At 43.6% G+C, this 20624-nt stretch carries 21 protein-coding genes and 1 pseudogene; 13 read left to right on the forward strand and 9 right to left on the reverse strand.

What is annotated here, in order from left to right; genetic code table 11:
- Together F6K64_RS26560 and F6K64_RS26565 are read left to right on the forward strand one after the other, a co-directional pair.
- Positions 1–271 (forward strand): DUF4351 domain-containing protein (locus F6K64_RS26560; protein ID WP_287266822.1); only part of this gene is annotated, 271 nt, incomplete at its 5' end.
- Between the two features lie 286 nt (positions 272–557).
- Positions 558–1157, forward strand: a complete 600-nt coding sequence (locus tag F6K64_RS26565) for a DJ-1/PfpI family protein (protein WP_008190336.1) — start codon at positions 558–560, stop codon at positions 1155–1157.
- A gap of 429 nt (positions 1158–1586) precedes the next feature.
- Here the strand turns inward: F6K64_RS26565 and moeB are convergent, their stop codons facing one another.
- Both moeB and F6K64_RS26575 read right to left on the reverse strand, forming a co-directional pair.
- A complete protein-coding gene (gene moeB, locus F6K64_RS26570) occupies positions 1587–2759 on the reverse strand; it encodes a molybdopterin-synthase adenylyltransferase MoeB (protein WP_008190334.1) in 1173 nt (390 codons plus the stop codon).
- Between the two features lie 34 nt (positions 2760–2793).
- Positions 2794–3276 (reverse strand): M67 family metallopeptidase, encoded by a 483-nt coding sequence (locus F6K64_RS26575; RefSeq protein WP_008190332.1) that lies wholly within the window; start codon positions 3274–3276, stop codon positions 2794–2796.
- A gap of 63 nt (positions 3277–3339) precedes the next feature.
- Here F6K64_RS26575 and F6K64_RS26580 point away from each other — a divergent pair, with 63 nt between their 5' ends.
- The 4 genes from F6K64_RS26580 to F6K64_RS26595 all read left to right on the forward strand — a co-directional run bounded on the left by F6K64_RS26580 (position 3340) and on the right by F6K64_RS26595 (position 7656).
- Entirely contained in the window at positions 3340–3468 is a 129-nt protein-coding gene (locus F6K64_RS26580; RefSeq protein WP_267872113.1) for a hypothetical protein, read from the forward strand.
- A gap of 442 nt (positions 3469–3910) precedes the next feature.
- Positions 3911–5128: a hypothetical protein gene (locus F6K64_RS26585; protein WP_287249548.1), complete on the forward strand. Its 1218-nt coding sequence runs from the start codon at positions 3911–3913 to the stop codon at positions 5126–5128.
- A 397-nt stretch (positions 5129–5525) separates the two neighbouring features.
- On the forward strand, positions 5526–7229 hold the full coding sequence (locus F6K64_RS26590; protein ID WP_008190329.1) for an ABC-ATPase domain-containing protein: 1704 nt from the start codon (positions 5526–5528) through the stop codon (positions 7227–7229).
- A gap of 55 nt (positions 7230–7284) precedes the next feature.
- Positions 7285–7656, forward strand: coding sequence for a DUF433 domain-containing protein (locus F6K64_RS26595; RefSeq protein WP_008190327.1), 372 nt, complete (start codon positions 7285–7287; stop codon positions 7654–7656).
- Here the strand turns inward: F6K64_RS26595 and F6K64_RS26600 are convergent.
- Positions 7643–7831, reverse strand: coding sequence for a hypothetical protein (locus F6K64_RS26600; RefSeq protein ID WP_075873595.1), 189 nt, complete (start codon positions 7829–7831; stop codon positions 7643–7645). The two genes, F6K64_RS26595 and F6K64_RS26600, sit on opposite strands and share 14 nt — an antisense overlap.
- A gap of 23 nt (positions 7832–7854) precedes the next feature.
- Here F6K64_RS26600 and F6K64_RS26605 point away from each other — a divergent pair, with 23 nt between their 5' ends.
- Positions 7855–8712: an alpha/beta fold hydrolase gene (locus F6K64_RS26605; protein ID WP_008190326.1), complete on the forward strand. Its 858-nt coding sequence runs from the start codon at positions 7855–7857 to the stop codon at positions 8710–8712.
- 177 nt (positions 8713–8889) lie between these two features.
- Positions 8890–9258: a YccF domain-containing protein gene (locus F6K64_RS26610; RefSeq protein ID WP_008190325.1), complete on the forward strand. Its 369-nt coding sequence runs from the start codon at positions 8890–8892 to the stop codon at positions 9256–9258.
- A gap of 761 nt (positions 9259–10019) precedes the next feature.
- Here F6K64_RS26610 and F6K64_RS26615 read toward each other — a convergent pair.
- The 3 genes from F6K64_RS26615 to F6K64_RS26625 all read right to left on the reverse strand — a co-directional run bounded on the left by F6K64_RS26615 (position 10020) and on the right by F6K64_RS26625 (position 11659).
- Positions 10020–10184, reverse strand: a complete 165-nt coding sequence (locus tag F6K64_RS26615) for a hypothetical protein (protein ID WP_008190324.1) — start codon at positions 10182–10184, stop codon at positions 10020–10022.
- Between the two features lie 157 nt (positions 10185–10341).
- On the reverse strand, positions 10342–10833 hold the full coding sequence (locus F6K64_RS26620; protein WP_075873596.1) for an RNA-guided endonuclease InsQ/TnpB family protein: 492 nt from the start codon (positions 10831–10833) through the stop codon (positions 10342–10344).
- Positions 10799–11659, reverse strand: coding sequence for an RNA-guided endonuclease InsQ/TnpB family protein (locus tag F6K64_RS26625; protein WP_008190322.1), 861 nt, complete (start codon positions 11657–11659; stop codon positions 10799–10801). The genes F6K64_RS26620 and F6K64_RS26625 overlap by 35 nt, the downstream gene beginning before the upstream one ends.
- A 378-nt stretch (positions 11660–12037) precedes the next feature.
- Between F6K64_RS26625 and F6K64_RS26630 the strand changes: the two genes are divergently transcribed.
- Positions 12038–12283 (forward strand): FitA-like ribbon-helix-helix domain-containing protein, encoded by a 246-nt coding sequence (locus F6K64_RS26630; protein ID WP_008190321.1) that lies wholly within the window; start codon positions 12038–12040, stop codon positions 12281–12283.
- Positions 12283–12705 carry a type II toxin-antitoxin system VapC family toxin gene (locus F6K64_RS26635; RefSeq protein WP_008190319.1) on the forward strand — a complete coding sequence of 141 codons (423 nt, stop codon included), beginning with the start codon at positions 12283–12285 and terminating at the stop codon, positions 12703–12705. Before F6K64_RS26630 ends, F6K64_RS26635 begins: the two co-directional genes overlap by 1 nt.
- 112 nt (positions 12706–12817) lie before the next feature.
- Here F6K64_RS26635 and F6K64_RS26640 read toward each other — a convergent pair whose 3' ends face one another.
- The 3 genes from F6K64_RS26640 to F6K64_RS26650 all read right to left on the reverse strand — a co-directional run bounded on the left by F6K64_RS26640 (position 12818) and on the right by F6K64_RS26650 (position 18899).
- Positions 12818–15436: a CHAT domain-containing protein gene (locus tag F6K64_RS26640; RefSeq protein WP_287266824.1), complete on the reverse strand. Its 2619-nt coding sequence runs from the start codon at positions 15434–15436 to the stop codon at positions 12818–12820.
- A gap of 292 nt (positions 15437–15728) precedes the next feature.
- Positions 15729–18473: a two-partner secretion domain-containing protein gene (locus tag F6K64_RS26645; RefSeq protein WP_287266825.1), complete on the reverse strand. Its 2745-nt coding sequence runs from the start codon at positions 18471–18473 to the stop codon at positions 15729–15731.
- A 237-nt stretch (positions 18474–18710) separates the two neighbouring features.
- Positions 18711–18899 (reverse strand): hypothetical protein, encoded by a 189-nt coding sequence (locus F6K64_RS26650; protein WP_287266826.1) that lies wholly within the window; start codon positions 18897–18899, stop codon positions 18711–18713.
- Positions 18900–19226: 327 nt separating this feature from the next.
- Between F6K64_RS26650 and F6K64_RS26655 the strand changes: the two genes are divergently transcribed.
- From F6K64_RS26655 to F6K64_RS26665, 3 genes and pseudogenes are all read left to right on the forward strand, one after another.
- Positions 19227–19391 (forward strand): hypothetical protein, encoded by a 165-nt coding sequence (locus F6K64_RS26655; RefSeq protein WP_287266828.1) that lies wholly within the window; start codon positions 19227–19229, stop codon positions 19389–19391.
- Positions 19388–19645, forward strand: a pseudogene (locus tag F6K64_RS26660) (alcohol dehydrogenase catalytic domain-containing protein); the annotation flags it as partial. The gene F6K64_RS26655 and the pseudogene F6K64_RS26660, both read left to right, overlap by 4 nt.
- Before the next feature lie 198 nt (positions 19646–19843).
- Positions 19844–20317 carry a pentapeptide repeat-containing protein gene (locus F6K64_RS26665; protein ID WP_008190303.1) on the forward strand — a complete coding sequence of 158 codons (474 nt, stop codon included), beginning with the start codon at positions 19844–19846 and terminating at the stop codon, positions 20315–20317.
- Positions 20318–20624: the final 307 nt, after the last annotated feature.

Genomic DNA, 20624 nt, shown 5'->3' on the forward strand with positions numbered 1-20624 from the left:
GTTAAGGGAGGAAGTTATGGAAGAATCAGTCACCTATCAAGATATTATCCAAAAGGGAGTCCAAAAGGGACTCCAGCAGGGACTCCAGCGCGGAAAGCAGGAGGAAGCGGTATTAATTGTGATGCGTCAGCTAACCCTGAGGTTAGGTTTACTTGACCCTGTGCTCCAACAGCAGATTGAGGGATTATCGATTACTCGATTGGAGGAATTGAGTGAAGCGTTGTTGGATTTTGAGACAGTAACAGATTTAGCGGTTTGGTTGGAGCACTAAATCCCAATTTTTGAATTAAGAATGTAGAATTAAGAATTAAGAATTAAGAATTAAGAATTAAGAATTAAGAATTAAGAATTAAGAATTAAGAATTAAGAATTAAGAATTCTACATTCTGCATTCTGCATTCTGCATTCTGCATTCTACATTCTACATTCTGCATTCTACATTCTACATTCTGACAGACAACCTTGGCCAAAAGGCCACGCTACGCGAACAACGTCAGAACCTTGATACATTAAGATTGGTCAAGAGCTATTCCGATTCAAACCACAGGAGTAATAACATGGCCGGAAAGCAAATCTTAATGCTCGTAGGTGACTTTGTAGAAGACTACGAAGTGATGGTTCCGTTCCAAGGGTTGCAGATGGTAGGACATACCGTTGATGCTGTCTGTCCTGACAAAAAAGCTGGGGACATTGTTCGCACAGCGGTTCATGACTTTGAAGGAGACCAGACTTACACGGAGAAGCCTGGTCACAACTTCACTCTCAATGCCACTTTTGATGGGATCAATCCTGAAGATTATGATGCCCTAGTGATTCCAGGGGGGCGAGCACCAGAATACATCCGCCTCAATCAAGATGTGATCAAAATCGTGCAGCACTTTGCCCAAGCCAACAAACCAATCGCAGCAATTTGTCATGGTGCTCAATTGTTGGCAGCAGCAGATGTAATCCAGGGTAAAAAATGTTCCGCTTATCCAGCCTGTGGTCCCGATGTTACCCGTGCTGGTGGAACCTATGCTGACATCCCAGTAGATCAAGCAATAGTAGACGGTAATTTAGTAACAGCTCCTGCTTGGCCTGCTCATCCCCAGTGGCTAGCAGAATTCCTCAAAGTTTTAGGTACTCGCATCGAGCATTTAGACCCAGTTGTGGTTTAGTCGAAAGTTCATGTAGGGTGGGCAGTGCACCAGACAGATAATGAAGCTTGCAAAGCGCGTTGGTAGGCACTGCCCACCCTACGATTAATGACTTTTAACTATCACTTTTAACTATCAAATCAAGCATCAGGAATAAACCAATATAGCAAGTCTTATAGCTATGAGGTACAAAGCGATCCCCCGTTTCCCTTAAAAAGTGGGACTTTTAAGTTGAGAAGCGTACCTCATAAATGCAAGAAGGCGTTGCTGAATTAAGGAATGAATGCGCGATCATCTGGTTTTGTTGAAGCCCCCTAAATCCCCCAAGTTTGGGGGACTTTTAGAGTTTTTTTCCCCCCAGAATTGGGGGGTTAGGGGGGCGAAACCATACCCATAATCAGCAACGCCTGCAAGAAAAGCTATAGATCCGTTTCATCCTTCATACTTGATTTAATATTGCGGTACTGATGAATCAATTTCCTGACTCCAGGCGGTAATACCCCCTTTAACATTAATCCCTTCAATACCAGCCTCTTTCAAAATTCCCAAGGCTTTCGCTGAGCGACCTCCCTTTTTGCAATGGGCAATCAAGCGATGACCATTAACCAGTTCCTTGACTTTTGCTACACCAGAACCTTGTTCAATATCCGGTAATGGCACTAGCACTGAGCCAGAAATCTTAGCAATATCATACTCATGGGGATTGCGGACATCAATCAAAACAAAATCATCCGCACCACTTTCCATGAGTTCCTTGAGCTCCTGGACATTCATCTCTTTGATATCCATCTGGCGTTTGGCTTCCTCTTCTTGAGCTTGGGGAATGCCACAGAATTGTTGATAGTCAATCAACTTCTCAATCACCGGTCGTTCTGGATTCGGTCGCAGTTTCAATTCCCGGAAGGTCATATTTAAAGAGTTGTACAGCAACAAACGTCCACTGAGGGTATCCCCCTTGCCTAAAATAATTTTGACCGTTTCCGTTGCTTGGATCACACCAATAATTCCTGGCAGAATGCCCAAAACTCCTCCTTCGGCACAGGAAGGTACCATTCCTGGTGGTGGGGGCTCAGGGAACAAGTCGCGGTAGTTGGGACCACCTTCGTAATTAAACACTGTCGCCTGTCCCTCAAACCGGAAAATAGAGCCATAGACGTTTGGCTTATTCAGAAGTACACAGGCATCATTGACTAGGTAACGGGTGGGAAAGTTATCTGTACCATCGACGATAATGTCATAGGGTGCCATGATTTCCAAGGCATTCTCGGAATTCAGCAGGGTTTCGTAGAGGTCTACCTGACAGTGAGGGTTGATTTCTAGAATCCGCTCTTTGGCCGACTGAATTTTGGGTTTACCTACCCACGACGTCCCGTGAATTACCTGACGTTGGAGATTAGAACTATCTACAACATCGAAATCTACTAGACCTAGGTTTCCAATTCCAGCAGCAGCAAGATAGAGCAATAGGGGTGAACCTAATCCACCACTACCTATACATAGGACACTGGCAGCTTTGAGACGTTTTTGTCCTTCTAAGCCAACTTCGGGCAAAATCAGGTGTCGGGAGTAACGTTCGTATTCGTCTTTACTTAATTGGATTTCATCTAGATTGGGATTTAACATGGCATGTTGGGTTTGAAGCGGTAAGACTCAGGACTTAACCTTTGATAATGATAGTTTCTTCTGGCTGGAACTGGTGGTGTTCATCCAGGCTCCAACTTCTGAAGTCACACGCTTTACCTTCCTCAACAGCAACAATAATATACGAGTATTGCTGCCAAGCGATCGCACGATCAAATTCTGAAGGTACCGCTGGGTGATCCGGATGAGAGTGATAGATCCCGATTATATCGAGATTGCGATCGCGTGCGTCTTTTTGTGCCCGCATTAGCACCTCAGGAGCAATGCTGAATCGGCGCTGTCTGCTATAATCTCCCTGATGTTTGCCCTCAACCGTAGGATAGGCATCAGCTGCTTCAGCATCCCAGTTGTTCGGTGTGGGTAATACCTCAACCAGCGTTTTCACATCACCCCGGTGCTTACCCAATAGTAAACCGCAGCACTCTTCAGGATAGGTGCTCTCTGCGTGATTTTGAATTGCCAGTTGATGCTCACTGTCCAGTCTTAAGCCCATACCCATTTAACCATCACCATGTCTTGATGCAACTCTTTTTTGTTCACAGTTGAGTGTATATGTAAGCATATGCGCTACGCGCAGGCTAAGCCAACAGCCGTCAGCCGTCAGCCGTCAGCTTATTTTATTCAAAAGCTGTTCGGTGTAGCGTGGCCACAGGCCAATGGCCACTCAAGTAGCACCATCTGTAGTGCGTAAGCATTCAGCTATCAGCCGTCAGCCGTCAGGTTATTTTATTCAAAAGCACCATTAGTAGCCTAAGCTATGGGCATAAACTGTTCGGTGTAGCGTGGCCACAGACCTTTAGCTGTTCAGGTAGCATGGGCGTAGCGCTAATCGCTGTTCGCTGATAGCTGACGGCTGAATGCTTACGTAGCGCTAATCGCTGTTCGCTGATAGCTGATAGCTGATAGCTGATAGCTGATAGCTTACGTGTATATTACCGTCAACTGTCAACCGTTAACCAAAAATTATCAATTATCAAATTATCAACTATAATATCACTTGTAATAGGTAAGATATTGTCGGGTGTAATACGTATTAGTCTTCAGTGTTGGTCAAATTTAAATTAACAAGTCTCAAGTCACAAGTCTCAATCGTAAATTTTCAATTAACAAGTCATTAAGGACCAGGGTTTGATATGACTCCTAACCGCACTATAACAGCAAACAACGAAGAGTATCGATTTTTTTTTCAGGAGAATGCTGCCAATATTTTTAAACACCATGACCGGGAAGTAATAGACTGCTTGCAACGTCGTAAAATTTCGATTAGCAACATTATACCATTGGATCAGGTTTACAATATATCTGTAAAAATCGGTAAAAATATTCCCTTTAAGTCAGTAAAAAAGTTGGCCTTACAACAAATGGAGGCAGTAGGAGAATTTCTTCAATATTTTCAAATCAGCATCCTCGGTCAACCCACCAGTATCTTCCAACTCCATGAGATTGAAATTAAAATAGATAAAATTTTTACCCCTGGCTTAACCTATGAGGGCGGAAAACTACTAATCTCTATTCCCGACTCGTCCTTACCGTTTCAGTCCCGTTACCTTAGCGATCAGGAGCTGAAAAATCAATGGAATAAGGGGAATCATCTTTCCAAAAAGTCTCTGTCTCGTAAAGCTTGGTGGTTATTAAATCCGATCGGGGAATTTAGGACTAACCTCAGAACAATGCTATGGCAAGCTGCCCAAAAGCAAATTTTAGGTATTGACAAACTATTACTTAAGTTTGGCTTAATTGATAGATATGATAGCAGTCAACAAAGTGGTGAGCAACCCAGCTTACTGTTCAACCAGAATCCACCACCACAAGATCAGGGGTTGAGACAGAATCCTCCAACACAAGATCAGGGATTCAGAGAAGGTGCGATCGCATTGATCAAAAACTCTGTAAATGAAGAGAAGCTGGGAATAGACTTAGAAGTCGTACTTAAGGATCAAGATGAGGCTACTTTAGGGAAGCTGCTGGGATTATTTAGGCAAAACTTGGCAGACGCCGGCCAAATGGAAGAACTGATTGAAGCTGGTGCTTTAACCCTACAACAAGCCGTTTTCCATGAACAATCTGAAATTGATATTAAGATGTTTGGGTTTGTGAATGTGGGTAATTATCATCGCATTGATGTATCGCTGAATATAAGTGCTGGTTACTTGAAAAAATATGTTGAATTGATTCCCAGAAAGGCTGTTATAAAAGCAATTCAATTCGGATTTGTTAACGTCTATACTATAGACGATATTACAGTAAATCCTAACTTCCATGGAGCAATTAAGCTCTATTGGGAAACTGCTGCTCTGGAAAAATCACTGCAAGAATTAAGTCTAGTAAATCTCTCAGAGCAGTCAAGTTAGTAAACGTCAGCGGTCAGCGGTCAGCGGTCAGTGGTCAGCGGTCAGTGGTCAGTTATCAAGTATGCAGACGGAAGTCACATTAAACAGATAGTTACCTGTTATATTCAAAAGCACCTCAAGTAGCGACTGAATCAAGACAGCGTGGGCGTAGCCCATAAGCTAATAGCTAATAGCTGATAGCTGATAGCTAATAGCTGATAGCTGATAGCTGATAGCTGATAGCTGATAGCTGATAGCTGATAGCTAATAGCTGATAGCTGATAGCTGATAGCTTAAGTCATTACTCAATAGTCATCAGGGTACTCAACAGTCAACAGTCAACAGTCATTAATCCCTTGTTAATTGACAAGTTGGTAGTAACCATTGACAATTAACAAGCAATTTTCTGCTTGCAATTATGGCCACTAGCAATCAATTGGAGTCTTTACTCCTACAACTCGATGACCGCAGCTACAAATCCTACAGAGATATCAAGGGCAGCTATCAGTTTCCAGATTTCACTCTAGTGATTGACAGGGTTCAGGGAGACCCCTTTGCCTCTCCTAGCCAAGTGCGCGTGTACTTACCCCAGTCAGTGGCTGGTTTCCCCAGTGAGCTTTATCGAACTGACAGCCGAGCCATTGCCCTAGAAGATTATCTAACTCGCTCATTTGATTGGGTAGCTGGGGAAATGAGCTGTCGGCGGGGTACTGGGAATAGTGGCTTGATTGCCATTACCCGTGTCGGACAATCCGTGCTGGAGCGCACCTCCGCTTTGGTTAGTGATCAAGGGGTAGAAATCCGGTTTGTGGTAGGATTACCAGCTCGTGGTCGTCGGATTTCTGGGCGTCAGGCCGCAGAAATGCTATGCCAAGATATCCCTGATATTATTGACCAATCCATCAAGTATGAAGTCCTCGATCCAGCTGAGATTAAGCATCATGTAGAAACAGTGGAAGATGCCGATTGGCTGCGTCAACAGCTCGGACCCCGTGAATTAGTTGCCTTTATTCCTAACGGTGCTATTTTGCCACGCTCCAGTGGGGTGGATGACAAACCATTACAAGAGGATGCGATCGCATTTCAATCTCCCAAGACACTTCAAGTCGCATTCACTTGTCCCAATCGAGGATTAATTACCGGTATGGGAATCCCAGAAGGGATCACCTTGATTGTAGGAGGTGGCTATCATGGCAAGTCCACAGTGCTCAAAGCCATTGAATTAGGAGTTTACAATCATATTCCTGGAGATGGACGGGAATTAGTAGTCACCAATCCCACCGCCGTCAAGATTCGGGCTGAAGATGGTCGGGGGATTTCTGGTGTAGATATTTCCCCATTTATTAATCAATTACCTCAAGGTCGCTCCACTGAAAAATTTTCCACCACCAATGCTAGTGGTAGCACCTCCCAGGCCGCAAATATTATGGAAGCACTGGAGGCCGGTACCGAGTTACTGTTGGTAGACGAAGACACAGCAGCAACTAACTTTATGATTCGCGATCGCCGTATGCAGGAGCTGATTGCTAAAGATAAAGAACCGATTACACCATTTATTGATAAAGTCCAACAGCTCTATACCGAGTATGGTGTCTCTACTATATTAGTCATGGGAGGCAGTGGAGATTACTTTGATGTAGCCGATACGGTCATTGCCATGGACAACTTCCAACCCCAGGATGTCACGGAAAAGGCTCAGTTAATTGCCGAAAAATACTTTACCGAACGCAGCGCTGAAGGCGGGAAACACTTTGGCACTATTACCCCACGAGTACCATTAGCCCATGGGATTGACCCCAGTCGTGGACGCAAAGCCGTAAAATTGAAAGTCCGAGATGTAGATGAAGTAGGGTTTGGTGCAGAAAATATTGATTTATCTGCTGTTGAGCAGATTGTAGAAGTAGGTCAGTTAAGAGCAATTTCCAAAGCTCTTGTTTATGCTAAAGAGCATTATATCGATGAACGGTTGACCCTATCGGAAATTTTAGCTCTGGTGATGAGGGATATTGAAGAAGAAGGATTCGATGTACTAACGTTCTTTCCTGAAGGGGATTTAGTTCAATTCCGCCCCTTGGAATTAGCAGCAGCGCTGAATCGATTGCGGACCCTGTCAGTACTTTGAGGGGAATCCGGATCAACAGTCCTTTTTAAATTATCAATTATCAATTATTGAACTGATGAAAATAGAAGACTATTTTGATTTTATGGCTCCTGATGATATTCGCATCAAAGGAACCCGAGTGGGCATTGAAAATGTGCTGTATGAGTACATTTATCGTAATCGTACTCCAGAAGAAATTCTTAACTGTTTTTACACCATTACCTTAGAACAAGTTTATGCTACAATTCTTTACTACTTAAATAACAAAGAAGTTGTCAGCCAATATATTTATGACTGGCTGGAATGGAGTCATCAGCAACATAAAGCTCAAGAACTAAACCCTCCTCCAGGTATAGTTAGATTACGAAAATTAAAAGCGGAACAAGAAGCTAATAAGGTAAGCATTCAGCTATCAGCTGTCAGCCGTCAGCTAATCAACGGAAGGTAGTAAACAAACTAGGGGGTGCTGGTACGACTGGTTGAAAATCCCTGCTGGTTTTACTCATCCGATCCCGTGCAGTTAAAGCGCCTGATAGCAGCTCAAGTAGCGTGCGCGTAGCGCTAATCGCTGTTCGCTGATAGCTGACGGCTGAATGCTTACCTAATAAGAAAGCCTGTACCATGGCTTAATCGCAATCATCCCATCATGCCCATACGTCAAACCTTAGACTTACCAAAGATCCAACTGTCTTACCTAGAATGGAACCAAGGCCAAACTCCCTTGTTACTCTTACATGGATTAGCAGACCATGCCCTAGTGTGGTCTAGCCTCGGGGATTACCTTGCCCCAAAGTATCATATCGTTGCTCCAGATCTGCGCGGTCATGGGGAAAGTAGCAAGCCGGATCTTGGCTATACCTTTGATGATCACATCGCGGATTTAGAAGCCTTAATGGATCACCTAGGATGGTCTAGTGCTCATATCCTCGGTCACTCCTGGACTGGTAAATTAGTTCCGATCTGGGCTAAGCAAAATCCATCGCGATTACGCAGCCTAATTTTGGTGGATCCCTTTTTCATCGGGAAAATTCCGATGTGGTTTAAGGTTCTGTTTCCCATACTGTTCCGTGTCTTGCCTTTTGTAAAAGCTATGGGACCCTTTGTCAGTTATGAGCAAGCGGAAGCACAAGCTAAACAATTAAAACAATACCGGGGCTGGAGTCCCTTTCAGCAAAACGTCTTTCAAGCCAGCATTGAACCTAAACCTGATGGCAGTTGGGGCAGTAAATTTGTGGTTCAGGCCAGAAATGAGATTTTTGAAGACGTGATGCGCGTAGCAGGACTAACGGAAATCATTGATATTCCTACGGTATTGATAGTACCAGAAAATGGTCTTAATCGCTCCGATGGACAGCTAAAACCCTATAAAACTTATCTCAAAAATCTAACTATTCGTCAAGTTTATGGGAATCATTGGCCATTTTTAGTAGAGCCGGAAGAGTTTAATCGGGCTGTAGAGCTGTTTTTGGAAGAGCAACAGCAAAAGCCCTGTGACGTTGACTGATCACTGTTTGCTCTGAGCTTTTTGCTGTGATGTTTCAGGATTAGACCATTTAATTTTATTACCCCTATTCCCTACTCCCTACTCCCTACTCCCTACTCCCTCAAACCTAGGACGAAGTCCTTTATCCCATTAACTGGTATAGTTAAGTAGCACCAAGGGAATTAATAAAATAGAGTCATGAGCCTTTTAGGAAACATTATCTGGTTAATTTTCGGCGGTTTAGTTGTTGGTGCCGGTTACATTATCGGTGGATTAGGGATTTGTCTGACTATTATTGGCATCCCCTTTGGAATACAGGCTATAAAGTTGGGCATCGCTACTCTGGCACCATTTGGCAGAACAATTGAGGAAACTTCAGAGGCTGGTAGCCTCCTCAATATGATTTTTAACATTATCTGGTTGATCGCTTTTGGCTGGGAGATTGCTGTGGCTCATTTGGTATCAGGGCTAATTTTAGCCATTACGATTATTGGTATTCCCTTTGCCCAACAGCATTTTAAATTAATTCCCCTGTCTCTATTTCCCTTCGGAAGAGAATTGCGCTAAATTTGTAAGCTATCAGTTATCAGCTATCAGCTATCAGTATATGCTTTGATGGGCTTTTATCCAGACTTTAAATTATGATTAATCTCGAACTATTAAATTATTCCGTTTGTGCGATAAGCACGCTACGCTGGGTTTATTATCAGCTGACGGCTGACAGCTGACGGCTGAATGGTTAACTAAATTTTATATTCAATACTTTTGTATTTATGGATAACACAGTTTTATTTGGTATCGGCACTTTGCAGGAGTGGCTAACAGTATTAGGTTATACATCTTTAATTGCTTTTGTTTTTTGGCGCGTGATGCTTACAAAGCCGAAGTGATATATTGAGATACTCTAGCAAAGGGAACAGGCTTGTAGGGTGGGCAAAAACAGTTTGGTTCAAATGAGTATTCTAGATAATATTACTTTGCCCACCCTACTTTAATTGGGATTTTTTTTACACTACATTGACCTACGCGCAAGTCAGAAGTCAGAAGTCAGAAGTCAGAAGTCAGCTTAGACTTACGTTTCGCAATTTAGGAATGTCCTAACCTTAATGTGTATAGCGGTTTTTAATCTAGTAAGGTACAATTTTTTTGGTTTTAGGGAGCAGGGAGCAGCTTACAAGGGTAGGTTTTTTACAAATGAGCGAGTAGGTACTTTAATTACGTAGAAATTCCGAAAACTATGTATTATATTATACAATAATTTCCGGGATAATTCTTTCCATCTCCTCATCTCCCCATAAACCCTTCGATCAGATCTGACCCAATCGCCCTTACACAAAAAAAATAACCACTTCTTCTCTTCTGTTCTCTTCTGTTCTCTTCTGATTGTTTATATTATTTTCTATTTTTTTCTGTGCTTTTCTGTTTACTTGAGCTTCTCCCCCCACACTTCCCACACCTCCCACACTTCCCACACTCCCTGTTTGACCTGTCATGTAAAAAACCTACCCTTATGAGGCAGGGAGCAGGGAGCAGGGAGCAGCGGATATGGGAAGAGGGAAGAGGGAAGAGGTAAAAAAATATGTGTACCTCATGAGGATAAAAAGCGCTATAGTGCTATATATTGAGATACTGCCCTTGACACTCCCCGGTCTAAAGACGCGGGGATTCTTCAATCATTGACTCGACTTGCTGAGCCTGGCCGAAGCCAAGAACAGTAGAGGCCAAATCTCCTGAAGCGTTCGAATCAATGATCCAGGTTCCGGTGTGCCCCACCGTACCCAAGGCTCTGTTTAGGATGTTGATTGCGGCATTGTGGTCACGGTCTAATTCACAGCCACAACGACAGGTATGAGTCCTAGTAGATAGTGATTTCTTTACTACCTCTCCGCAGCCCGAACAATTCTGACTAGTATAGGCAGGGTTTACTGCTACGGTAACTCTACCGAATTTAGTTCCGAAGTGTTCTAACCATTTCCTAAACTGATACCAACCTGCATCGTTAATAGACTTAGCAAGACAGTGGTTTTTAACCAGGTTTTTGACCCTTAAATCTTCGTAAGCTATCAAGTCGTTAGACCGAACTACGCAACGTGCCGGAGACGAAACCTTAGAAGAGTGCAGCCTTACAACAAAACCTGCCACCTTTGATGCATAGCCTACCAACTATAAAGGCTGCACTCTTCTTGCGGTAACTTCTAACCAGTCTCTTGGCATGTTCTTCACGTTGCCTACTTATTTTAAGGTGTTGCCTACCTAGCCTATTAACCGCTTTTCTACGATTGGTTGAGCCTTTCTTTTTTCGGGAAACCCGACGTTGGTAAAATTTTAATCTTTTCTCCCCAGTTCTGTAAAAGCGGGGATTTGGTTCAGTTTTTCCTCTGGAATCAGTGTAAAAGTCTTTTAGCCCTACATCTAGACCGACAGTCGCGTCAGCAGGGACTAATTGTTCCTTTACTTCGACAGAAACACAGAACTGAACATAATAGCCATCAGCTCTTTTTACTATGCGAACTCGTTTGATTTGCTTCTTATCAAAGCGCCACAAGTCCCACGTACCTTTAAGTTTAAGCTTTCCAATTCCCTTCTTGTCAGTGAAGGTTATAGATTTCTGATCAGGGGATATCTTCCACCCTGATTGCTTGTACTCAACTGATCGGCAATTTTTCTGAAAATTAGGAAAACCCTTTTTCCCAGGAACTTTCTTTTTGCAGTTATCAAAGAAACGAGATATTGATGACCATGCTCTCTCAGCCGCAGCCTGTCTGGCCGTTGAGTTTAATTCATTGGCAAACGGGAAATTTTTAGCCAAGGTTTTGCAATATTTATTGAGGTCGTATTTGTTCAACCCTTTATTATCCATCCATAGGCGGAGGCAGCTATTTCTTACGAACTTCATAGTTCGGATAGCTTCGTCTATTGATTGATACTGTGACTTGTTTCCGTATGCCTTAAACTCAAGTATAATCATCAGAATTCGACCTCTTCTGGTATATTATTATGCTAGCAGCCCTAGCGCAATTTGAAAAGTATTTTTGCTATATTTCTTGAAGGGTGGCGCTTTGCCACTGCGAGCCTTCATCCCGGAGACGAAACCTTAGAATAGGGTCGCCTTATTACAAAAACCTTCAAACTTTTACTCATAACCTGCCGACGCTCATTGGCTCCACTATTCTTGCGGTAAATTCTAACCCGGTCTAAAGACACGGGGTTTTCGGCTTTCGGGATGCTTATAACGTAGGTTAGACGATGAGCGCGATCGCGTAGTGGCTCTGAAAGAGCATCCCACTCCCATGGGTTGGTTTTCTACTACTATGCTATCATGATAGTGTAAACATTAGGGAAAACCATGACCAATTTAAGTCTACGAGATATTCCTGAAGAGCTTTACCAAAAAATCAAAGCAATGGCTGCCCGAGAACGCCGTTCTGTGAATCAACAGATTCTGGTGTTATTGGAGCGGTCTGTGGGACTCTCCCAGCGACCTTCAACACAGGTTCTCGAAGCAATTGATCGCACTAGAGAAACAATCTTTACCCGAGTCGGTGTCATGCCTGATTCAGTGGAGCAAATTAATCAGGACCGGAGCCGTTAATGCTGTTGGTGATTGATAGTAGCGTTGTTGCTAAGTGGTTGTTTGTGGAGCCATTAACCAAACAGGCTCTGGCTGTCCGTAAACATTGGGAGTTATCCAGAGTAGATTTGATTGCGCCACAACTGATCCTAGCAGAAGTCGGAAATATCATCTGGAAAAGACAAAGAGTGGGTTTGATTACTGAGCAAGAGGGAAATAGTCTCATTGCCCACCTACTAGCACTATCTCTGCCAACAGTAGAGACAGAATCTATTTTACCCAGAGCCTATAGTTTGGGAGCAGTTTTTGACCGGACTGTCTATGATGCCCTCTATCTAGCCTTAGCAGAGGCAATGGCAGCTAAGTTCATCACGGCAGATCTGCGCTTGTATAATGCAGTTAGTGGGAATTTACCATTCATTGACTACTTGGGTAATTACTAAGTTGACTTGTCCTTCTTGTTGTAAAGATATCACCCCAGAGCATCTTTATCCTTGGCTTGGTGCGTTATTAACGCACCCTACTCCCTACTCCCTACCCCCTACTCCCTACTTTTCACAACCAATTTCCCAGCAAAATAAAAGCCGACCAGTAAATGGGGTGATTAAATGCCTCGCTCTGCAACAGCTCCAGTTGAGCTTGTCGCAAAGCTTCAGCCTTGGTAACCTGGCCTGTGGCTAACCTCTGATAGAACCGAGTCATTAACTCTGTAGTAGCAAGATCGTCCGCAGTCCAGAGACTGGCAATGGTACTGCGTGCCCCCCCACGCACGGCGATACCAGCTAATCCCAACGCTGCTCGGGAGTCTCCCACGGCGGTCGTACAAGCACTGAGGACGAGTAATTCAATCGGATTTTCTTGCTTTTGATCCGCTGAGATCAGAGTATTTAACTCATTGAGATTGATCACGTCATCCCAGGTCAGCAGAAAGGTTTCTTCCGCTACTGAACTAACTTGACCATGAGTGGCGAGATGAACAATTTCGTAACCAGAGCTATTAACTACTGTATTGAAGTTGGATTCAGTAAAGGACTCATTGAGTAAAATCAATGAGGGAACTTGACCCTTGATATTCTCTAATTCCACCTTCACCCCAGGAAGTGGAGGTAATGGAAGATGGGGACGAGCTTCGGTTAGTCCAGCAGTGAGAGCCGAAACGTTTTGTCTGACTAAAGGTTGAGAGTCGATTAGTTGTAAACTAGGTGCTACCGCAATACTGTATTTCTCGATGGAATAGCGTTCCCCGTCATAAAGCACGGACATCGGAATATTGCGCAGGGCTCCGTCGGGGATAAATACTAGAGTGCGGATGTTACTCTTGGCTAGTTCCGCTTCAATCGGACCGATTAACCAGTCGTGTATTGTTTGTAAGTTGTCCTTTCTCAGACCTCGCCAAGAATTAATAATATTGATGTTTACCGAAGCCAGTTGTTGTTCTATTTCTGGTTGAGGTAAGTTAGTAGTAATCTGGCGCAGGGGTTGTCCGGGCAAAGTGACAATTACTTCCAGGCGGTCTGGCAAGATAATGGTATAGAATATAGCGGCGTTGGGGTCTATTTCGTCGAGATTAACAGGTTTAGCATCTAGACAAGCATCCCGAAAGAAGTTGTCTAGTTCTGCTAGTTGTAGGGATTCAATTACATCTCGTGCTTGTTTGAGGTTTTCTTGAGATGCATTCGGTTCCAGCAGTAGTCCTACTAATTCTCGGTAGACTGGTTCGACGCTTTCTCGAAACCCAAATTGAATATCGCTACTAATCGCGACTAGGTCGCTACGAATAGATTTGAGGGTTTGCACCGATTGAGCATAGGCGGCAATCGCGTTTTTCTTATCTTGTTTTAGATTCAGAATTCTCCCCAGTTGCCATTGCCATTGATAAGCTAAATCCGGAGCCTGGATTTCTTGAGAAATTAGTAACGCTTTTTCGGTTAAGTCTTCCGCTTCATCAAGACGTTGATTGTATTCGTATAAAGTCCCCAAGTTACCGATCGCTTCCGCTTCCGCTCGTTTATCTCCTAAATTCCTAGCTAGCTTAATAGCATCAGCGAGATAAGTAGCAATATCTTTGGGAGATGTGAGTTGTGATGTTGTCGGTTTTAATAGGGTTTTAGCTAGATTAATTCTAGCATAAATTGCAGCTTTACTGGGAGATAATTTAGTTAAACTATTGTCGATAGCAGGCAATAATTCTCTGGCTTGTGACCACTCTTGTTGAGCTATCACTATACTCAGTTGATTTAATTGCCCTTGAATTTTCATATCAGCTAAGGGAGATTCCTCCACAACCCGTTGATAGAACTCTAAAGCGTCTGCTGTGTCTCCTTTTAATCTAGCGGTATTGCCCAAACTGATCAGATTATCAGCAATCAAGGTCTGATCTCGTAAGTTTTCCGCTATCGCTAAACTTTGTTGTAAAATTGCTTTAGACTCTTTGAATTTTCCTACTCGGCGCAGCACATCACCTAGGTATTGGAGGGCGGTAATTTTCAGGGCGCTATCGGGTTGGTTTTCGAGAGTTTCCTGGATTTGAGTTAAGGTTTTAGTGGCTTGATGATATAATCCTAATACTCGCAAGGCTTGGACTTGGTAAATCTGACTTTCTGTTAATCTAGTTAAATCTCCGATATCTTGATAGATAGCACTAGTTTCCTGCCAAATTGATAAGGCTTTTGACCCCTGACCTAGAGATAAGTATATTTGTCCTTGGACTTCTAAAGTTTGGGCTCTTAATTGTTGACGTTCCTTAGTATTAGGAAGTTGTGATAGTTTAGTAAAACTCTGGGATAGGGTTTCTTGAGCTTGGTCTAGGTCTCCCAAGGTTTGATAAACTAAGGCGAGATTGACTAAGGAATTAATTTCACCAACAATATCCCCACTGTTGCTGTAGTTAGTAATAATTTGCTCCAACAAGGGTATCGCTTTTTGATATTGCCCGGTTTCATAGAGGTGTTGGGCTTGTTGGTCTGGGGAATCGGGAATCGGGAATCGGGAATCGGAACCCACCCCTAACCCCTCCCAGGAGGGGAACGGGAATCGGGAATCGGGAATCGGGAATCGGGAATCGGGAGTCGGGAGTCGGGAATTGGGTGTGATGACAACAGAGTTTGATAAGGCTTTCCCGGATGGTAGGAAGCAGGTTAATGCGATAGCAATTATAAATGATAGTTTTTTCATAATAATTAAGGGAATTTAGAATTTAGAATTTAAAATTTAGAATTTAGAATTTAGAATTTAGAATTTAGAATCGGGAATAGTACTATAATAATAGTTTATTAACTCTTGCCTCTTGCCTTTCTTTAAGAGAGTATGTTCACAACTTAAATAAAAATTATATAGGTTTTATTGCATGTAGGAGGTACACTTATCAATCTCAAAGTCCCCCTTTTTAAGGGGGATTTAGGGGGATCCCTTTGTACCTCATGGGAAAGAGAATTGCTATATATTACTCTTCCCTACTCCCTACTCCCTATTCCCTATTCCCTGTTCCCTGTTCCCTATTCCCCCTTCCCGAATGACAATCAAGATTGGGCAATATCTGCTCCACAGGAGTCCCCTGAAATGGTTGCGCCGTCAGAATAATCGTGCCATCCTTTGCTATTACCCAGCCTTGGGCTTCGATAATCACTTTTTTGTCTTGACGGGGTCTAACGGATGCTTGGGCTTGTAATGGTTGTCTGTTGCTGGCTAACCTAGGACGAGTTCTCCACCTGACTGTTCTGTGGGCATTAATCACTGGATCCTCTGGAGTCGGTGGTAAACCGCCTTTTCCGATAATGGTAAAGGAACTGCCCCCAGCAATCCGATCATTCTCAAAGCCACAAAGGTCATTGGCCAGGATCGCTTCTGCATCCACCAGGATTCCTGGCAATTCGTTTAAGCCTGAGGTGGGGTCTACCTGGGAGATGTTGATGATTACGTCACCGTTGAAGGATGGGCCAAGGGTGGAGGTGGCGGTGATGTCATTGTCTGGAGTGAGACGGTCTCGAAACTCTAAGCCAAAGATGCCTTGGGCATTAATGGTAACACTACCTCCTGGGCCTTCTTCAGCATTGGCGGTGATGTCGCTATTTCCTAGACCGACTAGGGTATCAGTATCAATAGTTATATTGCCCCCATCGGTATTCTGGGCGTTAGTATTAATGTTGCTTTCGTCGAGGAGTCGGATGTCACGAGCGTCCAAGATAATATTGCCTTTGTCTCCTGCTGTTTCTGCTGAGATGATTCCTTTGTTGTCTAGGAAGATGGAGTTGGCATTAATTTTTACCGTGCCTGCTGAACTATCCTTGTTAATGCTTCTAGCGCTAACTTCTGCTCCATCAGAGATTATTAACTTGTCAGTGGTAATATTCAAATTTCCGGCATCTCCTGTTGCTTCTCGATCAGCTTCAACAAACAGGCCACTGGGCAACTCACCATCGGCTGACCTACCAATTAGTTGAACAGTAGAAGAGGCATTTACACTCAAGTTTCCGCCGTCCCCTTCACTAAAAGTGCTAACACCAACTTGTGCTCCATCAGAGACTATTAACTGACCAGTGGTAATATTCAACTCTCCCCCATTTCCTGTTGATTCCCGATTAGCTTGAGCAAACAAGCCGCTGGAAATCTGACCATCGGCTGAGGTACCAATCAGTTGAACCGTAGAGGAGGCATCCACACTCAAGGTTCCCCCGTTCCCTTGACCAAAAGTGCCAACACCAACTTGTGCTCCATCAGAGACCATTAACTGCCCAGTGGTAATATTCACATCTCCCCCATTTCCTGTCCCAAAAGTTTGAGCAAACAAGCCGCTGCCAATCAAACCATCGCCTGATCTACCAATTAGTTGGATAGTAGAGGAGGCATTTACAGTCAAATCTCCCCCGTCCCCTTCACCGCTTGTGCCAGCTGAAACTCCTGCTCCATCAGAGACGATAAACTCCCCAGTCGTAATACGTATTTCTCCCGCTTTTCCTGTCCCAATAGTTACAGCAAGCAAGGCGCTGGGCTGACCATTGGCTGAGGTACCAATCACTTGAACACTAGAGGAGGCATCCACAGTCAAATCTCCGCTATCCCCTTCACCTCCTGTGTTAGCTGAAACTCTTGCTCCATCAGAGACCATTAACTCCCCAGTGGTAATACTGACATCTCCCCCATTTCCTGTTCCTCTTGCAAAAACTTGGGCTCTTAAAGTGCTGAAAGTACCATCAGCCGATACACCAACCACTCGAACAGATTCAGAGGCATCCACTGTCAAATCTCCTCCCTGTCCTGAGCCAGTTACATCCGCAGTTATCCTAGAACCACCCTCAAGACTGAGCTGAGAAGCCTTAACCACTATCCCACCGCCATTCTGGCTGCCCAGGGTATTCGCAAAAATAAAAGAGCGATCGCGTAAACTAACATTACTCCCCTGCACCTGGATACTGCCACCACCAATGCCACTAGTATCAACTAATGCCCCCTCCGACAAACTAATATCCTGAAATTGTTCAACTCCTGAATAATCCAACCTAAAAGTACTATCCGTTGGTATCAATTTCACCACACCATTAGCACCAACACCCCCCAGCTCAATCCGTCCATCCAATGCAATATTAAAGCCACCAGGAATATTCACATCACCACCAATCAGCCCTAAGGTTTGACCATCTGGTACCCGTAAGAAACTCAACTGATTAGTAATAGTCCCTGGATTAGAACCATATTGCAAACCAAGAGGCCCCTTAATCGTTAACAGAGGTGGAGCATCTGGGTTGGTGGCGCTGAATTTAAAACTATTGTCAAACAACACACTATCAGCAGTACTTCCAAAAAATGAACCTCCCACATCCAGTCTGCTATTAGGACCAAAGAAAATACCGTTGGGATTTATCAAAAATAAGTTAGCATTTCCCAATACTCCCAGAGTCCCCAAAATATTGGAAACATTACCTCCAGTTACCCGACTTAAGATGTTATCAATTCCCCCTGGATTAGCAAAATAAACTCGCCCGAACTCCGCCACATTAAAATCTGAGAAGCTGTGGAAAAGATTACTGTCTCTAATCGCGCCACCTTCAATTAAATCTGCCAGGGCACCGTTAACAGTCACATTGGGGGTTACCACAGAGCTTTCATTCCCTAGGGTATTATCTGGGGTGATTTGCCCTAATGCCGTAGTTGCAGCCACTAGAGAATACAGCAAAACGCTAGTTGCTGGCACCAGTCGGGAAATCGGAGGTTTCATTTTAATCAATAGACATCTCCAAAAATTAACCTCAAACCCTTGCACTGCCTGGGTCAAAACCGAGTTTCTGGAGATGTCTAATCAGCTATCGAGTTTTCTGATTATTTCAGTAGGGTGGGCAAAGTTATGATTTCGTGAGTACTTAAAACAATCAAACTGTTTTTGCCCACCCTACAAGCTGATTATTCCAGGAAATATATTGCAGTTGGATTAATTTACAAATTCTTTACAAAGACTTTACTGAAAATTTACAATAACAGGTAGCAGGGAGCAGGGAATCGGGAATGGGGAATCGGGAATCGGGAATCGGGAATCGGGAATCGGGAATCGGGAATCGGGAATCGGGAATCGGGAATCGGGAATCGGGAATCGGGAATCGGGAATCGGGAATCGGGAATCGGGAATCGGGAATCGGGAAGATATCAAAGTAATAATATTTGATTATTTTAGGATTTAAATTGATATTAATTACATTCTAAATTAGTTTTTTGTAATGAAAAATAACTCAAAAAAGCATTTATTAAAAAGGAATAATCAAGATATTTTTCAGGCAATCAGCGTCAAAAAAGACTTTACTTCATATAGCCTTTTTAGTTGAGATGTAAACATAGGATTGATGTAAGAGGATATCTCCCAAGTTTTTTGATACTGAATTTTGCCCCCCTAGCCCCCCAATTCTGGGGGGAACAAGAATCAATTTGCTGGTAGAAGTCCCCCAAAATTGGGGGACCAACGGGGGCTTGGATGTAGCAAATGAGACTTTTCAGACAACCTCTAAAAAGCGCTACTCCCGACTCCCGATTCCCGACTCCCTACTCCCGACTCCCGACTCCCTACTCCCGACTCCCTACTCCCTCACTCAAAGTTAAAACTGTTATAAATGAAGACATAAATTCACACCATAAATTCAAACAATGATTCGAGCCTACGCAGCCCACGAACCTGGTGGAGAACTGAAGCCTTTTGAATACGACCCAGGGGTTTTGGGGGAAGAGGAAGTAGAAATCAATGTGGAATACTGTGGTATTTGCCACAGGGACGTGAGTATGTTGGATAACGAGTGGGGACTAACTCAGTATCCCTTTGTACCAGGTCACGAGGTCGTTGGTACCGTGGCCGCATTGGGAGAGAACGTGACCACGCTCCAAGTTGGACAAAGAGTGGGACTAGGCGATCGCTTAATCTCTTAGCACCATAATCCCTTAACTTTCACAATTGTGTGTCTTTTCTTAACAAACTCAGCAATTTAAGGATTAATTCCATAACTAACCTTAACAAATCATCATTATAATCCCGCACCACTAATCGGTTATAATGAAATTGGGATGAACAAATACATCCTGATGATTTAACTTCTAGGGAGGCCAAAAATGAAATTCAATATTTTGGCAACGCTAACTTTAGTCGCTTCTCTGTTCTTCACCGGTTCAGCCGTAGCTGAAAACCCAGACCAGGTGCAACAGTTGCTTTCAACTGGTGAATGTCCAGGGTGTAATTTAAAAGGAGCGGATCTATCGGGTGCACATCTACTTGGGGCTGATTTGAGGAATGCTAACCTGCAAGGAGCAATCTTAATTGAAGCCAACCTAGAAGGTGCTGACCTGACTGGTGCCAACTTAAACGGGGCTAACTTAACCCAAGCCTTTGTCACCAACGCTAGTTTAAACTGTGCTAATCTCAACCAAGTGAATTTGACAGCGGCCAAGCTTTACGACACCGATGTGTCTGGAGCTGTCATGAACAAAGTTACCTTAACTAATGCCGAGATATTTGAAACTGGCATTGGCATTGGTGGTAGTGCCGAGGAATTCAATTTCAATGTCGAGTGTAGAGTAGATTCTTGACTGTCAAGGTAGGGTGGGCAAAAACATTTTGGTTGAAATCAGTATTAATGATTAGACAACTTTGCCCACCCTACTGTCAAGGTGGTAGGTGGTAGGGTGGGCAAAAACATTTTGGTTGAAATCAGTATTAATGATTAGACAACTTTGCCCACCCTACTGTCAAGGTAGGGTGGGCAAAAACATTTTGGTTCAAATCAGTATTAATGATTAGACAACTTTGGCCACCCTACTGTCAAGGTGGTAGGTGGTAGGGTGGGCAAAAGCATTTTGGTTCAAATCAGTATTAATGATTAGACAACTTTGGCCA

The organism is Moorena sp. SIO3A2 (genome assembly GCF_010672265.1).
GTDB classification, from domain to species: domain Bacteria; phylum Cyanobacteriota; class Cyanobacteriia; order Cyanobacteriales; family Coleofasciculaceae; genus Moorena; species Moorena producens.

Excerpts from the sequence above, each read along its gene's own strand:
- F6K64_RS26655 (WP_287266828.1), top strand. The coding sequence starts at position 19,227 with ATGAGACTTTTCAGACAACCTCTAAAAAGCGCTACTCCCGACTCCCGA.
- F6K64_RS26585 (WP_287249548.1), top strand. The coding sequence starts at position 3,911 with ATGACTCCTAACCGCACTATAACAGCAAACAACGAAGAGTATCGATTT.
- F6K64_RS26625 (WP_008190322.1), bottom strand. The coding sequence starts at position 11,659 with ATGATTATACTTGAGTTTAAGGCATACGGAAACAAGTCACAGTATCAA.
- F6K64_RS26595 (WP_008190327.1), top strand. The coding sequence starts at position 7,285 with ATGAAAATAGAAGACTATTTTGATTTTATGGCTCCTGATGATATTCGC.
- moeB (WP_008190334.1), bottom strand. The coding sequence starts at position 2,759 with ATGTTAAATCCCAATCTAGATGAAATCCAATTAAGTAAAGACGAATAC.
- F6K64_RS26615 (WP_008190324.1), bottom strand. The coding sequence starts at position 10,184 with ATGACAGGTCAAACAGGGAGTGTGGGAAGTGTGGGAGGTGTGGGAAGT.
- F6K64_RS26610 (WP_008190325.1), top strand. The coding sequence starts at position 8,890 with ATGAGCCTTTTAGGAAACATTATCTGGTTAATTTTCGGCGGTTTAGTT.
- F6K64_RS26630 (WP_008190321.1), top strand. The coding sequence starts at position 12,038 with ATGACCAATTTAAGTCTACGAGATATTCCTGAAGAGCTTTACCAAAAA.
- F6K64_RS26590 (WP_008190329.1), top strand. The coding sequence starts at position 5,526 with ATGGCCACTAGCAATCAATTGGAGTCTTTACTCCTACAACTCGATGAC.
- F6K64_RS26645 (WP_287266825.1), bottom strand. The coding sequence starts at position 18,473 with ATGAAACCTCCGATTTCCCGACTGGTGCCAGCAACTAGCGTTTTGCTG.
- F6K64_RS26600 (WP_075873595.1), bottom strand. The coding sequence starts at position 7,831 with ATGGTACAGGCTTTCTTATTAGGTAAGCATTCAGCCGTCAGCTATCAG.
- F6K64_RS26565 (WP_008190336.1), top strand. The coding sequence starts at position 558 with ATGGCCGGAAAGCAAATCTTAATGCTCGTAGGTGACTTTGTAGAAGAC.
- F6K64_RS26640 (WP_287266824.1), bottom strand. The coding sequence starts at position 15,436 with ATGAAAAAACTATCATTTATAATTGCTATCGCATTAACCTGCTTCCTA.
- F6K64_RS26635 (WP_008190319.1), top strand. The coding sequence starts at position 12,283 with ATGCTGTTGGTGATTGATAGTAGCGTTGTTGCTAAGTGGTTGTTTGTG.
- F6K64_RS26605 (WP_008190326.1), top strand. The coding sequence starts at position 7,855 with ATGCCCATACGTCAAACCTTAGACTTACCAAAGATCCAACTGTCTTAC.
- F6K64_RS26575 (WP_008190332.1), bottom strand. The coding sequence starts at position 3,276 with ATGGGTATGGGCTTAAGACTGGACAGTGAGCATCAACTGGCAATTCAA.
- F6K64_RS26665 (WP_008190303.1), top strand. The coding sequence starts at position 19,844 with ATGAAATTCAATATTTTGGCAACGCTAACTTTAGTCGCTTCTCTGTTC.
- F6K64_RS26580 (WP_267872113.1), top strand. The coding sequence starts at position 3,340 with ATGCGCTACGCGCAGGCTAAGCCAACAGCCGTCAGCCGTCAGCCGTCA.